13 protein-coding genes are annotated in these 14904 nt (G+C 71.8%); 6 read left to right on the top strand and 7 right to left on the bottom strand.

What is annotated here, in order from left to right; genetic code table 11:
* Nucleotides 1-3 precede the first annotated feature (3 nt).
* The 3 genes from AAFF41_RS22385 to AAFF41_RS22375 form a co-directional block, all read right to left on the bottom strand.
* Nucleotides 4-1626, bottom strand: a complete 1623-nt coding sequence (locus tag AAFF41_RS22385) for a transporter (RefSeq protein WP_343324522.1) — start codon at nucleotides 1624-1626, stop codon at nucleotides 4-6.
* Nucleotides 1623-2417: an ABC transporter ATP-binding protein gene (locus AAFF41_RS22380; RefSeq protein ID WP_343324521.1), complete on the bottom strand. Its 795-nt coding sequence runs from the start codon at nucleotides 2415-2417 to the stop codon at nucleotides 1623-1625. The genes AAFF41_RS22385 and AAFF41_RS22380 overlap by 4 nt, the downstream gene beginning before the upstream one ends.
* 109 nt (nucleotides 2418-2526) lie before the next feature.
* On the bottom strand, nucleotides 2527-3189 hold the full coding sequence (locus tag AAFF41_RS22375; protein ID WP_319748780.1) for a bifunctional DNA primase/polymerase: 663 nt from the start codon (nucleotides 3187-3189) through the stop codon (nucleotides 2527-2529).
* A 298-nt stretch (nucleotides 3190-3487) separates the two neighbouring features.
* Here AAFF41_RS22375 and AAFF41_RS22370 point away from each other — a divergent pair, with 298 nt between their 5' ends.
* On the top strand, nucleotides 3488-4873 hold the full coding sequence (locus tag AAFF41_RS22370; protein WP_343324520.1) for an NsdA family TPR-like regulatory protein: 1386 nt from the start codon (nucleotides 3488-3490) through the stop codon (nucleotides 4871-4873).
* A gap of 225 nt (nucleotides 4874-5098) precedes the next feature.
* Complete coding sequence (locus tag AAFF41_RS22365) at nucleotides 5099-6847, top strand: hypothetical protein (RefSeq protein WP_343324519.1); 1749 nt, start codon at nucleotides 5099-5101, stop codon at nucleotides 6845-6847.
* A 22-nt stretch (nucleotides 6848-6869) separates the two neighbouring features.
* Here the strand turns inward: AAFF41_RS22365 and AAFF41_RS22360 are convergent, their stop codons facing one another.
* Complete coding sequence (locus AAFF41_RS22360; protein ID WP_319748783.1) at nucleotides 6870-8198, bottom strand: ABC transporter substrate-binding protein; 1329 nt, start codon at nucleotides 8196-8198, stop codon at nucleotides 6870-6872.
* A 171-nt stretch (nucleotides 8199-8369) separates the two neighbouring features.
* Here AAFF41_RS22360 and AAFF41_RS22355 point away from each other — a divergent pair, with 171 nt between their 5' ends.
* On the top strand, nucleotides 8370-8816 hold the full coding sequence (locus AAFF41_RS22355) for an SCO4402 family protein (RefSeq protein WP_054235639.1): 447 nt from the start codon (nucleotides 8370-8372) through the stop codon (nucleotides 8814-8816).
* An 87-nt stretch (nucleotides 8817-8903) separates the two neighbouring features.
* Nucleotides 8904-9785, top strand: coding sequence for a formyltetrahydrofolate deformylase (gene purU, locus AAFF41_RS22350; protein WP_054235638.1), 882 nt, complete (start codon nucleotides 8904-8906; stop codon nucleotides 9783-9785).
* 63 nt (nucleotides 9786-9848) lie between these two features.
* On the opposite strand, the gene AAFF41_RS22345 is transcribed toward purU, so the two are convergent.
* Nucleotides 9849-11249, bottom strand: a complete 1401-nt coding sequence (locus AAFF41_RS22345; protein WP_343324518.1) for a zf-HC2 domain-containing protein — start codon at nucleotides 11247-11249, stop codon at nucleotides 9849-9851.
* Nucleotides 11246-11827: a sigma-70 family RNA polymerase sigma factor gene (locus AAFF41_RS22340; protein ID WP_343324517.1), complete on the bottom strand. Its 582-nt coding sequence runs from the start codon at nucleotides 11825-11827 to the stop codon at nucleotides 11246-11248. Before AAFF41_RS22340 ends, AAFF41_RS22345 begins: the two co-directional genes overlap by 4 nt.
* Before the next feature lie 395 nt (nucleotides 11828-12222).
* Between AAFF41_RS22340 and AAFF41_RS22335 the strand changes: the two genes are divergently transcribed.
* The gene (locus tag AAFF41_RS22335) at nucleotides 12223-12606 is read left to right on the top strand and encodes an STAS domain-containing protein (RefSeq protein ID WP_319748786.1); all 384 of its coding nucleotides are present in this window, start codon (nucleotides 12223-12225) and stop codon (nucleotides 12604-12606) included.
* Between the two features lie 155 nt (nucleotides 12607-12761).
* Nucleotides 12762-13274, top strand: coding sequence for an EF-hand domain-containing protein (locus tag AAFF41_RS22330; RefSeq protein ID WP_319748787.1), 513 nt, complete (start codon nucleotides 12762-12764; stop codon nucleotides 13272-13274).
* Between the two features lie 45 nt (nucleotides 13275-13319).
* On the opposite strand, the gene AAFF41_RS22325 is transcribed toward AAFF41_RS22330, so the two are convergent.
* Nucleotides 13320-14825, bottom strand: a complete 1506-nt coding sequence (locus tag AAFF41_RS22325; RefSeq protein WP_319748788.1) for a class I adenylate-forming enzyme family protein — start codon at nucleotides 14823-14825, stop codon at nucleotides 13320-13322.
* Between the last annotated feature and the right edge of the window lie 79 nt (nucleotides 14826-14904).

Raw genomic sequence — 14904 nt, 5'->3', positions numbered from 1 at the left:
GGCTCAGCCCTTGCTGACGGCCGCCAGGATCTCCGGCAGCCGTCGAGCCGTCCGCGGCGCCGCCATCCGCAGCCCGAACGCCGTGATCAGCGCCCCGTATCCGGCCCCCAGCGGCAGCAGCAGCCAGCTCCACCGGTCCCCGTCCGCCGTCACATTCAGCCAGATCGTGACGGCGATGACGGGAGCGGTCAGCAGCGCCGCCGAGACCATTCCGCCGAAGATGGCGATCCAGGCGAGGCCCGCCTGCCCAGGGGCCACGTTCTTGTAGCCCTCCTGCGGGATCGAGTACGGGAAGCGGGCCGAGGACCAGGCGCCGGTCGCCAGCATCGCGCCGAGCAGCGCGAAGGACAGGCCGAGCACCTCGGGCAGCTTGGACCAGTCGTCGAGCATCGCCGTCGTCAGCACGGTCACGAGCGTCGCGTACGGCAGGGTGATCACCAGCAGCGCCAGCGCACGCCCGCGCAGTTCGACGTACGCGTCATGTGGGGACGCGATGGTCATCGCGACCATCCAGAACGCGGAGGTGTCCTGACCGAACTGGTTGTACATCTGGATGCCGAGCATCCCGGCCGCGAAGCACGCGAAGTAGATCGAGCCGGTGCCCTGCAGGGCGTTGAACACGGGCACGATCAGCCCGATCGCCAGCGAGGTCACCCACGCGGCCTTCGTCTTCGGGTCGCGCCACACGTACCGCAGGCTGCGCTCCATCACGGTCCCGGTGCGCCCCGGGGGCAGCAGCCGGCGCAGCCCGCCCGTGGGCACCCGCTCCCGCGCCGCGCTTTCGCCCGCCTGCAACGTCGACCCGTCCGGGGAGGTCATCAGCCGGGTCAGGTGCCTCGACCAGAGCGCCAGCAGCCCCACCAGCGCCGCCACGCCCAGGACGAGTTGGGCGACCCCCATCGCGTACGAGCCCCTGCTCATCGAGTCCACCGCGCCGATCGCCGACCCGGGGGGCACCCAGCGCAGCACGTCCGCCGCCGGGTCGAGCCGGGACAGTCCGCCCGCCGAACCGAGCCGCTGCGCGCCGAAGTTGACGAGCTGCGCGCCGATCGCGATGACGAGGCCGCTCAGTACGGCCAGATCGCGGCCCTTGCGGCTGGACAGCAGCCGGATGTTGGCGGCGGCGACGGCCCGCGCGAGGGCCACACAGACGAGCAGCGCCAACGGCACGGCCACGACACCGGTGACGTACGCCGCCGTGCCGTGCGCCACGGAGATGACGGAACCGACCAGCAGACACAGGGTGAACAGCGGTCCGATACCGACCAGCGAGGCCACGAGCAGCGCCCGGACCAGCGGGTGCGGTCGCAACGGCAGCATGACCAGGCGCGTCGGGTCCAGGGTCTCGTCGCCGCTGGGGAAGAACAACGGCATCACGGCCCAGCCGAGGGCCATGACCGCGATCAGCAGGACGGTGACGGACGCGGCGTGCCCGTTGCCCCGCAGGGCGATGAGGCCGAGCAGTTGGAGGGCGGCGAAGAGGAGGACGACGACGACCGAGGTGATGTACGCGGCCCGCCGCCCGGCCGACTGTCGCAGCCCGTTGCGCAGCAGCGACAGCTTCAGCCGTACGACGACCGGGGTGATCGAGGCCTCGGAGGAGACTCCGGAGGTGCTCGTGCTCATCGCGCCGCCCCGCCGCCCAGCCAGTCCAGGTCGGCCCCGCGGTCGCGGCCCTGTGCGCCGACCAGTTCCAGGAACGCCTGCTGGAGGGAGGGCGCGTCGCCGCGGACCTCCGCGAGCGGGCCGTGCGCGCGGATGCGTCCCGCGACCATGACGGCCACCCAGTCGCACAGCGATTCGACGAGTTCCATGACGTGGGAGGAGAAGACGACCGTGGCGCCCGATGCCGTGTAGCGCTCCAGGACGCCGCGGATGGTCTGCGCGGAGACGGGGTCGACGCCCTCGAACGGCTCGTCGAGGAAGAGGACCTCGGGGTTGTGGAGGAGAGCGGCGGCGAGGCCGATCTTCTTGCGCATGCCCGTCGAGTAGTCGACGACGAGTTTGTGCTGGGCGCCCGCGAGGTCGAGGACGTCGAGGAGCTGGGTGGTGCGCTTGTCGACCTCGGCGCCGGGCAGGCCGCGCAACCGGCCGGTGTAGGCGAGGAGCTCACGCCCGGAGAGTCGTTCGAAGAGCCGCAGGCCCTCGGGGAGTATGCCGATCCGGGCCTTCACCGCCGCCGGGTCGCGCCAGACGTCATGGCCGACGACCTCGACGCCGCCCTGGTCGGGCCTGAGCAGCCCGGTCACCATCGAGAGGGTGGTCGTCTTGCCCGCGCCGTTGGGCCCTACGAGCCCGATGAACCGCCCCGCGGGCAACTCCAGATCGATCCCGGCGACGGCGACCTGCTCCCCGAACCGCTTCCAGAGCCCCTGCACACGTACGGCGGGAACGTCTGCCCCTGTTTGCTCGGCCATGTGAGCACCCTAAGGGCGAGCGCCCTGCTTTTAGGCTTTTAGGGGCGCGAGGAGAACTGCGCGACCAGCCACGACGAACCCGCAGGGAAAGTACGACGCCCAACCGGCCTTACCGATCCCTGCCGCACGCATAGGCAAGCGGCGAGATCAATTCCTCCGCATCCGGCAGCCACCGATTCGCCGGCGTCGGCCGGCAGGCCCACTGCACCGCACCCCGCGAACCGAACCGGGTGGGCGGAGCCGCCACGTACGAGCCCTCGCCCAGGGTGACCAGGTCGAGCGAGGCGGGCGGCCAGCCCAGCCGGCGTACCAGGTCGGGGACCTTCACCGCCGCGCCGGGAAGGACGAAGAAGTGCATGCGCCGGTCCGGCGTGCACGTCACCGGCCCCAGCGTCAGCTCCATCCGCTCCATGCGGGCGAGCGCGAGGAACCCGGCCGTCTCCGGCACATCGATCGCGTCGAACGTACGCCCGGTGGGCAGCAGGATCGACGCGTTCGGCTGCTTCGACCACATCCGGCGCGCGACGGTCGCACTGCCCGTCGCCTGCGTCGCCCAGTCCTCGCGTGCCGCGTGTGCGCCCGGCGCGGGGCAGGTGGCCTCGCCGCAGGAGCAGCGTTGCATCCCCTCGACGGCCTCCAGCCACGTGCCCGGGAACACGTCCCAATGGCGCTCTTCGGCATATCGCACGGCGGTGTCAAGCAATGATTCGCCACGCTGCTTCGGGATTTGGACGGCCTCGGGCCCCGCGATGGTCTCTTCCACGATGAACACAACTCTAGCCGCCACAGGGGGTTACGGGGGTCCCGTGCGCGGGGGAGGGGCATCGTTCCCGCGTGTGGGGCGCATGGATGCACGGGTGGGGGCGCGCAGGGGGAATGACAGCGGGTCGTGGGTAACCAGGGGTGGGGTCGGGGCAACCGCCTTTACCCCGGCAATCCTCACATGTCTCGCATCTTCGGTATGTCGGCGGGGCATTGATCTTCACGGCCGACTTCCTTCGCTGTGGTTGGCCGATGAGGACACGTCAACTCGGTGCGTGGGCAGGCACCGCAGCCACAGGGGGTACGCCATGGCCGCAAGGCCTCTCGTCGCCAGGCAGCCGAACGAACGGTTGCAGGCGCTCATCCAGGAAGCGGGCTGTTCCAACGCCGGCCTGGCCCGCCGGGTCAACATGTGCGGCGCCGAGCACGGCCTCGATCTGCGCTACGACAAGACCTCGGTGGCGCGCTGGCTGCGCGGTCAGCAGCCGAGGGGGCGCGCTCCCGCGATCATCGCCGAGGCGCTCGGCCGCAAGCTGGGCCGTACGGTCACGATCGACGAGATCGGCATGGCCAACGGCAAGAACCTCGCGTCGGGCGTGGGGTTGCAGTTCTCGCCCACCGTCCTCGGCGCCATCGAGCAGGTGTGTGAGCTGTGGCGCAGTGACGTCGGGCGCAGGGACTTCCTGTCCGGCTCGTCCGTCGCCGCCTCCGCGCTCGTCGAGCCGAGCCGCGACTGGCTGATCTCCGCGCCGGACTCGCAGGTGGCGCGTGCGGCGGGTCCGCGGGTCGGGCTCTCGGACGTGGCGGCGGTCCGCGCGATGACCCAGGCGCTCACGGACCTGGACCACCAGTACGGCAGCGGGCATGTGCGCCCGGTCGTCGTGCACTACCTCAACAGCGTGGTCTCCGGGCTGCTCGCGGGTTCGTACCGGGAGGGCGTCGGCCGCGAACTCTTCTCGGCGGTATCGCGGTTGACGGAACTCGCGGGCTACATGGCCATCGACACCGGTCAACCGGGCCTCGCCCAGCGGTACTACATCCAGGCGCTGCGGCTCGCCCAGGCGGCCGGGGACCGGGGATACGGCGGGTACGTGCTGGCCGCGTCCATGAGCCACCTGGCGGCGCAGCTCGGCAACCCGCGCGAGATCGCGCAGCTGGCGCGCGCGGCGCAGGAGGGGGCGCGGGGTCGGGTGACACCGCGCGCGGAGTCGATGTTCCACGCCGCGGAGGCGCGCGGGCACGCCCTGATGGGCGACGCGCGCGCCGCTCAGGTGGCGTCCGGGCGTGCGATCACCGCGCTCGAGGGCGCCGACGCGGCCTCGGGGGACGACCCGACGTGGATCGCGCACTTCGACGAGGCCTATCTCGCCGACGAGTTGGCGCACTGCCACCGTGACCTGGGTCAGGCGGAGGCCGCCGCGCGCTGCGCCGAGGAGTCCCTCGCCGGGCATCCGGAGTCGCGGGCCCGCCGCCGGGCCATCGGATACGTCCTGCTGGCCACCGCGCAGGTCCAGCAGCGCGAGGTGGAACGGGCGTGCCACACGGGTCTGCGCGCGGTCGAACTCCTCGGCACGCTCCGCTCCAACCGCGGCGCCGAGTACCTGGACGACTTCCAGCAGCGCCTGGAGCCGTACCGGGACGAGGCGGTGGTACGGGAGTTCGGGGCGCGGCTGGAGTTGCAGGCGGCGGCGTGAGTGGATCGTGTGCGCGCCGGTGAACACGCGGTGTGCACGGGCGTGAACGCCGGGCCAACGAAGGCGCTTGGAGTGGGAGGAGTCAGATACAGCGCACAGTGGGGCGTATTCGTTACCTCGGTCACAGGAGGTGGGGGTGACGCCCTGTGCTGCGTGGCACGGGCGCGTGGGGACCCGGTAGCGTGAGCCGACGATTCCGAAGGTCCCCCATTAGTAGGAGTCCCGGTGACGCAGAGTGGACAGGGCGAGCAGCCCTCGGCGCGCACGGCGCGCGAAGGCATCGTGCTGCCCTCCGACGGCGGCGAACCGCTGTTGCCGGGCATGACGGGCGACCGGCCCGTTCCGGCGGCCCCGGCGATCCCGGCGGGCGGTCAGACCTGGGACCAGCCGTGGGGACCGGACCCGTCGGCGGCACCGGCCCCGCAGCCCGCCGAGGGCTGGGGAGCGCCCGTGAACGGCACCCAGACGTGGAGCGGCTCCGAGCCGTCCCCGTCCGGCGCCCCCACCCCGGACTGGGGCGGTCACGACCCGTCCACCCAGACCTGGGCCGCGCCCGAGCAGCCGGCGCAGGGATGGGGCGCCGCCGCCCCGGCCCAGCAGCAGGGCTTCCCGGCCCAGCAGGCCCCCGGCGGCCCGCTGCCGGCCGAGGGCACCCAGCCGCCGTCGTACGGGGAGCAGCGACCGTACGGGGAGCAGCAGCCGCCGTCGTACGGCGGCCAGGAGACGTCCTCCTACGGAGGCCGACAGGATCCGGCGTTCGGCGGCCACCAGGGCGGTGCCCTACCCCCGCAGCAGCCGCAGGGCGCGCAGGCCGCCGCGCTGCCGCCCGCCGTCGACGAGGGCGCCACGCGGTACATCCCGCCGGTTCCGGCCGCGGCCGAGGGCGCGACCCAGTTCCTGCCGCCCGTCCCGGCCACGCCCGACGAGGGGGCCACGCAGTACATCCCGCCGGTGGGCCCGGGTGCGCTGCCGCCCGAGGTGCCTTCGGGGCCGTTGCCCCCGGCCGCGCACCCCGACGCCGAGGCCACGCAGTACATCGCCCCCGTGCCCGCCGAGCCGGGCGCGGCGCCGTACGGGATACGTCCGGGCGGCCCGGAGGACCGGCAGCCGCCCGCGGAGTTCGACAACCTGTTCCGCAGCGCGCCCGGTGCGCAGGGCGCGTCGGAGGGGCCCGCGTCCACGCAGCAGCTGCCGCGGTTCGAGGCCCCTGCCCCGCACGCCCCTCACACCCCGCACGCCCCGTATGCCGCGCAGGCACCGGGGATGCCCGGAGCGCCGGGCGGGCGGGCCGCCACCCGGCGCGGCGCGGCCGACGACGACGGCGGCGGTGGCCGCGGTGGACGGAGCCGCTCGCGCGTCCCGCTGATCGCGGGCGTCGGTATCGGCATCGTCGTGCTCGGCATAGGGGCCGGCGCCATGCTCAGTGGCGGCGGAGGCAGCGACGGCGGCAAGAACGGCAGCAGCAAGAACGTGTCGGCGACGGCACAGGCCACGGACGGCTCGTCGTCGGGGGCCGACCCGGCCAAGGCACAGGCCGTCGCGCTGGACAAGCTCCTCGCGGACAGCAACAACAGCCGCGACTCGGTGATCAACGCCGTGGAGAACGTGAAGGCGTGCAACAACCTGGACCAGGCGGCCAGTGACCTGCGCGACGCGGCCAAGCAGCGGTCCGAACTGGTGACCAGGCTCGGCGGACTCTCGGTCGACAAGCTTCCGGACAACGCCCAGCTGACCGCCGCGCTGAACAGCGCCTGGCAGGCCTCCGCGTCGGCCGACAACCACTACGCGGCCTGGGCCGACCAGGTCAAGGACAAGAAGGGCTGCAAGAAGGGCCACGCCCGTAGCACCGGCCAGAGGGCGGCGGGCGACCAGGCCAGCGGCACCGCGAGCGCGCAGAAGGCGAAGGCCGCCAGGCTGTGGAACTCGATCGCCTCGACGTACGGACTGACGCGGCGCACGACGACCCAGCTGTGACCGCCCGGTCCGAGCCCGCCGATCAGGTCGAGTCCGCGTTCTCCAGCGTCTTCGACACGTCGATGAACCCGTTGCGCTCCGAGGCCAGCTGACCCTTGCGTACGACCTGGAAGGTGACGTGGGCGTTGACCAGGCGCGGGAAGTCGACAGCCGCGATCAGGTCCTCGTAGCGCCAGCTGAGGGTCGGGGTGAGTCGGCCGGTGGTCACCTTGAGGCCGTTGTCGAGGGCGTGCCGGATCGCGAGCGAGGTCACCTGGCTGTCGCCCAGGGACTCGACGACCGACTTGAGCACGTTGTACGCGATCCAGGTGGTCTGCACGCCGGCGTCCGCGGGGTCGATCCGGTTGTCGCCGAAGGCCTGCTCCTTGATGACCTTGCGCATCGGGTCCCAGCGCTTGTCGCTCGCCACCGGGTACCAGCCGGTGACGTGCGCGCCCTCGTACGGGCTCGACGGGCCGCCGGTGGAATCGATCAGGGACTGGTCGAGGCTGCCCAGCACCGTGCCCGTGCCGACCTTCGGATAGTCCTGGCGGTCGCGCCGGAACGAGTCCATGAAGGTCTCCGTACGGTCCCCGAGCGCGGACACCACACAGCCCCGCTTGAGCGGGTCCGAGGTCGCGCGGCCGAGCGCGAGCTCGGTCTGCTTCGAGTACTCGGTCGCGTCCTCGGCGGCCCGCTGGTCGGTGCCGGGCGCGTGGCCCTCCGCCTTCAGGCCGGCGTTGAGCAGCACCGGGAGCTGGTCGCCCGCGACGGTGTCGGGGCGGACGAGCGCCACCGGGCCGCACGCCTTGCCGAGCTGCTCCCCGAGACCGGCCAGCAGGGCGGGCTCGCCGCCGTTGATCGGATAGGAGAGCGGGCTCGAGAACTCGTCGTCGGTGACGCCGTAGCCGCCGATGTACGGGATGCCGGCGGCCTCCAGCGGGGCCAGGAAGGAACGGCCGTGCTGGCTGTAGGAGCCGACGACCGCGACCACGTTCTCGTCGGCCGCGCGCCGGGCGCACTTCGCCGCGTACACGGTGTCGTTGTGGTCGTTGCAGGTCAGGACCTTGAGCTTGTGGCCGTTGATGCCACCGTTCGCGTTGACCCAGCGCGCGTAGGCCTGGGCCATGGCGGGCATGCCGGGCTTGTTGGTCGCGGGGGTGTCCTGCGGCGCCCAGGTCATGACGGTGATGGTGTCGTCCCCGGAGCCCCCCGTGATACCGGGGACGACACCACACCCGACAGCGATCGACGCACACGCCACCGCCGCGCCCGCGAAGAGGGCTCTGGCCTTGACCTTCGTCGAGACTCTGGATCCGGTCCGCTGGGGGAGGACGGGTGGGGTGGTGCTGGTGCGTCGCCTACCGGTCATGGACACGCACGATTCCGTCACATCACTAACCCGCGTGTGACCCGTGGTCAACGTGGGGTGACGTAGAGGTGAATTACGGGGGGCGATGATCGCATTTTCGCGGAGAACGTACGATCGTCGACTGTGCAAGGTTCGGAGAACTCTTCCCGTCGCGGCCGTCGCTCCTCCACCATGGGCGGCATGCCACTGAACGACATGCCCTGGTGGCGCTGGCGCAGCAATGTGCGTTCCGCGCTGCACATGCTCTCCGACCCCACCTTCCAACGTGACGTCTGGCTCGCCGGGATCGACGGGTACGGGGACGTCACCGACGCCGTGTACCGCCTGGTCGAGGACACCTGGCTGGACAACTGGTCCGCCGAGAAGTACGTCGGCACGATCTTCCGGGACTCCCAGGAGGCGGCCCTCGTCGACACCGCCGTGCTCCGCGTCCTGCGGATCATGCACCAGGTCGGGCCCGACGCACCCGTCTCCGCCTACCTCGACCACCAGGCGTGGCCGGAGGCACTGCGGGCGGCGCGTGACGCGCACGTACGTCTCGCGGTGAGCGACGGCGAGGATCCGGACACTCCGCCGCGGACGCTGGAGGTCCTGCGGATCCTGACGCGCTCGGCGTAGCGTCCGGGGTGGCCGGACGCCCGGTGCCGCGTCCGCGTGGCGGGACGGTTCGTCCGGCGCGGTGCCTCGTATGGGACCCTGTCCTGCATGAACGATCAGTCCACCCGCGCCGCCGCGCCCGCCGAACAGTACGTCCTGACCCTCTCCTGCCCGGACAAGCAGGGAATCGTGCACGCCGTGTCGAGCTACCTCTTCATGACCGGCTGCAACATCGAGGACAGTCAGCAGTTCGGCGACCACGACACGGGACTGTTCTTCATGCGTGTCCACTTCTCGGCGGAGGCGCCGGTGACCGTGGACAAGCTGCGCGCGAGCTTCGCGGCGATCGGTGACTCCTTCCACATGGACTGGCAGCTCAACCGGGCCGAGGACAAGATGCGGGTCGTGCTGATGGTCAGCAAGTTCGGCCACTGTCTGAACGACCTGCTCTTCCGCGCGCGGACCGGCGCGCTGCGCGTCGACATCGCGGCCGTGGTCTCCAACCACACGGACTTCGCCGAGCTCGTGGCCTCGTACGACGTCCCCTTCCACCACATTCCGGTGACGAAGGACACGAAGGCGCAGGCCGAGGCACAGCTGCTGGAACTGGTCCGCTCCGAAGGGGTCGAACTGGTCGTGCTGGCCCGCTACATGCAGGTCCTCTCGGACGACCTGTGCAAGCAGCTCAGCGGCCGGATCATCAACATCCACCACTCCTTCCTGCCGAGCTTCAAGGGCGCGAAGCCGTACCACCAGGCGCATGCGCGCGGTGTGAAGCTGATCGGCGCGACGGCGCACTACGTCACCGCCGACCTCGACGAGGGGCCGATCATCGAGCAGGAGGTCGAGCGCGTCGGCCACGACGTGACGCCCGACGGGCTGGTCGCCATCGGGCGGGACGTGGAGTGCCAGGCGCTGGCGCGCGCGGTGAAGTGGCACGCCGAGCGCCGGATCCTCCTGAACGGCCGCCGCACGGTGGTGTTCGCCTAGGACGCGCGGCGGCTTCGCCCCCGGCCCCGAGGATCGTTTCGGCCGCGGGCGGACGGGGGCGGCCTACATCCGGCTCAGGGACGCGGCGGCGAAGAGTACGTCTCTGATGGCCTCGCGGTCGCCCACCTGACCCGCCGCCGCTTCCTCCGGCGACACATGCCCCGCCGCCAGCCGACAGAACTCCACCCCGTCCAGCGCGACATGCGCGACCTCGTGCTCGGCGGAGGCGACGCTCGCCGGGGAGTCGAGCGGGATCAGCCACTCGCCCCCACCGGAGCCCTCGATCTCCAGACGCAGACTGCGTCCGGGCGCCCCGGCGGCGACGAGACGGCGGGGCGCCGGAGCCGACAGCCCGGCCCGCCGCCGCTCGGCGAGCGACACGGGCAGCATCCGCGCCGCCAGGTCGATCATCCGGTGCAGATGACGTGGCGCGGGCGGCTCGTACGGATAGTCCACGGCGTCCGCGATGTCCCCCGCGTGCACCCAGCACTCGAAGGCGCGATCCAGCATCGAGTCGCTGAGCGGCAGTGCGAAACCGCCGTACGACACGGCGAGCCGCCCGGAGCCTCCGCCCGCGAACGACACCGTACGCACGATGTGGTGGCTCTGCTCCCGCCAGGGCGCGCGCACGGCCCGGGTGGGCGGGAAGTGCGAGGCCCGCCAGTACGCCTCGGTGCGCTGCGAAGGGGTCGGGGCGCCCGCAGCCGCCCCTTCCGCCTCGGTCTTCTCGGCCGTCGCGGCGCCGAGCGGGTCCTCCAGGCCCAGCGCGACCCCCACCAGCCCGTCCACGGAGAGCAGATGCGCGATGACCCCGGCCACGGTCGTACGCCGGCTCACGGGCCCGTCGCCCTCGAACCAGCGCAACCGCACCGGCGCGTGCCACTCCGCGTCTCCTATGTCCTGCAACAGCGCGTCGAGCCGCGCGGCCTCCGCGTCGTAGGGCGCCGCCCACTCGGGCACCGGGATACGCGCCGGACGCCGGTCCAGGCAGCCCTCCAGGACCCGGGTGCGCAGCGACGGGTCGAGATCGAGGCTCTCCGGGGGATGCAGCAGCCCGACCGCGCCGCGCAGCCGCAGCGCCTCGTCCGCGCACGAACCGCACTCCCCGAGGTGCTCCTCGACCGCCGCCGTCTCCTGCGCCGAGCAGGCGGCCAGCGCCCACGCGCCGAGCAGCGACTTCAGCACCCGGTGTTCCAGGACGAGCGGCGCGGGTTCCGGCAGCGGCAGTCCGGTGTCCTCGACGGAGGAACGCGGCAGGGGGACGCGCGGCGGCTGTCCCGACCCTGCGGGACCGGTGAACCCTCCGCCGCCCCCGTCCTCGCCGTCCCCCTCACCGTCCTGCTCTTTCGCCTCGTGCTCCTCGTGCTCCTCTTTCGCCTCGTGCTCCTCGTGCTCCTCGTGGTCGTCGAGAGGCCTGTCGAAAGGCTCGTCGAAGGGCTCGAACCGGTCCGCTCCTCCGCTCACCGCGCACCTCCGTATTCGGGCGGCGTCCCGGAGAGCCCGGTGTCGTGGGCGGTGGACAGCAGTTGCAGGCCGAGGCGGAGCCGGCGGCGGGCCTCGTCCTCGGTGACGCCGAGGTCGGCGGCGGCCTGGCGGTAGTCGCGGCGCTGGAAGTACGCCAGCTCCAGGGCGGCCCGCAGGGGGGTCGGCATGGACGTGACGATGTAGTCCGCGCGGGCTGCGACGGAGGCGCTGCGCACCTTGCGTTCCAACTCCTCGGTGGTGCCGCCGCCGTCCAGGGCGAGCGCGGCGGTCTCGGTGGCGCGCAGCCGCTGCACGGCGAGCCGGTGGGTCAGCGTGGCGATCCAGGAACGCAGGGGACCCTGCTTGGGGTCGTACGACTCGGAGCTCTGCCAGACGTGGGCGAACACCTCGCGGGTGAGGTGGTCGGCGGCCCGTTCGTCGCCGAGTACGCGGTGCGCGAGGCCGTGCACGAGCGAGGCGAACCGGTCGTAGAGCTCACCGAGCGCGGCCGCCTCTCCGCGTGCGAGCCGCTGCTGCATCTTGCGGTCCCAGCGGGGCGGTGCGTCCTTCGTCGCCATGCGGCCCCCTCGCTCTGCTCCTGCCCGGCGCCTGTCCCTGTGTCCCTGTCCGTACCCGTCGGCGGCCGGCGTCCCCGTCCAGCCTGTGTGCATCGCTGTCTCGAATGTAGTCGGCACGTCCGACAGCGCACGCCCCTTTACGTCAATGTGCGCCCCTGGACGGGGTTCGGATGGTAGAAGCCCATCGTTTCCCCCCTTGGATCCGATCGAAATAGACCGTACGCGACCACTGGACGACCGAAACAGCTCGGTCGTCCAGCATTTTCGACCGTAGACCGACGTTTCATCGATCGCGTACCGGTGTTTCATGGAACGACGGTGGGGCAGCCGCGCTGACAGGAAGCGTAGGAAGTGCTTCCGTTTTTCGGCGGGCGAGGCGAGCGGGAGGCGTTGTGGTGACGCTCAAGGTGACCGACGACGAGTGGGGCGTGTGGGGTGAGTGGGCCGTGCTCCGGGTGTCGGGCGAGATGGATCTCGTGACGTCTCCGGTGCTGCGCCGACGGGTGCACGAGGCGGTGGCGGAGGGTCGCCACAGTCTGGTCCTCGACCTCTCCGAGGTCCTCTTCTGCGACTCCAGCGGCGTCGGCGTCCTCATCGCGACCCGCCGCCTGGTCCGCTCGTGCCAGGGGCGCCTGCGGCTGATCCTGCCGGCCCAGGGCGCGTCCGACGTCTCCCACGTCAACCGCGTTCTCGGGGCCCTCGGCGTGCGCCGCCTCTTCGACGTCTACCCGGACGTCGTCTCGGCCGTCGACGAGGAGTCGCGCCCGCTGTCGGCGTGAGCCCGCGCCACACAGTTGTCCGGGAATTCCCTCGGTCTTGGCACAACCGTCGTTTTCCCGCACCCCCGGTTGCCCGGGCGTCGTACGCTCCGTGCCAGATGAAACCGCAGTCCGGCTGAGAGTCCGGCTGAGTTGTAAGGCGGTCCGAGAAGACCATGGTCAGTACCGAGTACGAGCGCAGGATTGCCGCCCGCTTCGCCGGCTTCGACCAGGACGGCAACGGCTACATCGACCGGGAGGACTTCAACGCCGCGACGAAGGCGGTTCTCGCCGAGTTCGATACGGCGGCACGGTCGGACAAGGGCCAGGCCCTGTACGTCGGCGCGGAGGCGTTCTGGCAGGGCATGGCGGGGATAGCGGATCGTGACGGCGATCAGCGCATCACCCGGGAAGAGTTCGTGAACGGCGCCGTGAAGCGGCTGCGCGACAATCCCGACCGCTTCGGGGAGATCGCCCGCCCCTTCCTGCACGCGGCCCTCGCCGTCGCGGACACGGACGGGGACGGCGCGGCCACGGTCGAGGAGGCCGCCCGCGTACTCAGGGCCCTGGGCGTGCCCGACGGCGTCGCAGCCGTGGCGGCCGCCGCGCTCGACACGGACGCCGACGGCCGGATCGGCGAAACGGAGGTCGTCACCTCGTTCGCCCGCTACTTCACAGTCCCGGAGTAGCCCCCTACGGCACCCGCACTCCCACTGGCCGACCGGTCCCCACCCTCACCCCTCCCCCGAAAACCGCTCCCGGAGCTTGTACTTGAGTACCTTCCGGAGCGTCTCGTTGCGGGGGAGGGCGTCCACGACCTCCAACTGCTCGGGGAGTTTGTGGACGGAGAGTCCCTCCTCGCGCAGGTACGCGACCACGACGGCGAGCGTCAGTTCGTCGGCGCCCGGGGGTTGTTCGACCACGGCGCAGACCCGCTCGCCGCGGTCGGCGTCCGGGAGGCCGATCACCGCGACGTCCCCGACGGCCGGGTGCTGGTGCAGCAGGTCCTCGATCTCCTTCGCCGAGATGTTCTCGCCCTTGCGGATGATGACGTCCTTCAGGCGCCCGGTGAGGACGAGATGCCCGCTCTCCGTCAGACGACCGACGTCGCCGGTGATCAGGAACCCGTCCTCGTCAAAGGCGTCGGCGGTCTGCGCCGGGTCCAGGTACCCCTGACAGACGGCCTCCCCACGCAGCCGTACCTCGCCGTCCACGATCCGTATCTCCATGCCCGCCGGCGGCCTGCCCTCCGTCGTCGCGAGGTTCTCGGCCGTGTCGTCCGGCGCCCCCATCGTGATCATCGGGACCTCGGTCATCCCGTACCCGTGGGTGAGCTGCACGCCCATCTCCCGCACGACCGAGTGGTACACCTCGGGCGGCTTCGGCGCGCCCCCGCCCGCCAGCAGCCGTAGCGTGGGGACGACCGGCTCGGACGGCCGCTTGCGCTGCTCGGCGAGGAACATCGAGTAGAACGCCGTCGAACCGCCCGCCACCGTCACTCCGTGCCGCCGGTACTCCGCCAGCGCCTCCGGCAGCGCGAAGTGCTCGAACATCACCGCCGGGAAGCCGTACAGCAGCAGCATCACCGTGTAGTCGGGCCCGGCGATGTGCGCGTACGGGAAGGCCATCGAGCCCACGTCGGCGGCCGACAGCCGCAGCGCGTGGGCGAGACACGAGCCGCCCGCGATCAGCGAGCGATCCGAGTGCAGGACCCCCTTGGGGTCGGACGTCGTCCCCGAGGTCCAGTAGATCCAGCGGACCGAGGTGCCCTCGGCGGGCGGCGCGGGCAGCGCGGCGGGATCGCCGTCCGGCAACACGTCGTACGCCTCGAAGACGCCCTTCGCGCCGAGCCGCCGTGCCATCCCCGTGTGGTCGAACCCGCGCCACTCGCCCGGTACGGCGAAGTACTCGGCCTTGGACTCCCGCAGCGCGAAGCCGACCTCGCGGTCGCGGTAGAAGGGGATGACCGGGGACTGCACGGCGCCGAGGCGGGCCAGGGCGAAGGACAGCAGGGCGGTCTCGATACGGGTGGGCAGCTGCCAGGCGACCACCGTGCCGGGGCGTACGCCCATGTCGTACAGGCCCGCCGCCACCCGCTCGGCTCGGTCGCGCAACGCGCCGAAGCTCAGGGTGCGGTCGCCCTGGAGGAGGACCGGGCGGTCGGGGGTGAGGTCGGCCCGGCGGGCGACCAGTTCCCAGAGGGTGCGGGATGCGCTCAGTGCGTGGGCGGTGTCGTTCACGGCGGCGGCCCCCTGTGACCGTGATGGAACTGACGGACAGTCAGATCGTGGGCAGAGCGTAGGGCTCGGCGCCTTGTCG

Source organism: Streptomyces mirabilis (assembly GCF_039503195.1).
Classification (GTDB): Bacteria; Actinomycetota; Actinomycetes; order Streptomycetales; family Streptomycetaceae; genus Streptomyces; species Streptomyces mirabilis_D.
The sequence above is the reverse complement of the archived record's forward strand: the minus strand, read 5'-3'. Positions and strand labels throughout refer to the sequence as shown.

Bases quoted from the DNA above. Each gene is read 5' to 3' on its own strand.
- AAFF41_RS22340 (WP_343324517.1), bottom strand. From the start codon at position 11,827: ATGGCGACGAAGGACGCACCGCCCCGCTGGGACCGCAAGATGCAGCAG.
- AAFF41_RS22385 (WP_343324522.1), bottom strand. From the start codon at position 1,626: ATGAGCACGAGCACCTCCGGAGTCTCCTCCGAGGCCTCGATCACCCCG.
- AAFF41_RS22370 (WP_343324520.1), top strand. From the start codon at position 3,488: ATGGCCGCAAGGCCTCTCGTCGCCAGGCAGCCGAACGAACGGTTGCAG.
- AAFF41_RS22330 (WP_319748787.1), top strand. From the start codon at position 12,762: ATGGTCAGTACCGAGTACGAGCGCAGGATTGCCGCCCGCTTCGCCGGC.
- purU (WP_054235638.1), top strand. From the start codon at position 8,904: ATGAACGATCAGTCCACCCGCGCCGCCGCGCCCGCCGAACAGTACGTC.
- AAFF41_RS22355 (WP_054235639.1), top strand. From the start codon at position 8,370: ATGGGCGGCATGCCACTGAACGACATGCCCTGGTGGCGCTGGCGCAGC.
- AAFF41_RS22380 (WP_343324521.1), bottom strand. From the start codon at position 2,417: ATGGCCGAGCAAACAGGGGCAGACGTTCCCGCCGTACGTGTGCAGGGG.
- AAFF41_RS22360 (WP_319748783.1), bottom strand. From the start codon at position 8,198: ATGACCGGTAGGCGACGCACCAGCACCACCCCACCCGTCCTCCCCCAG.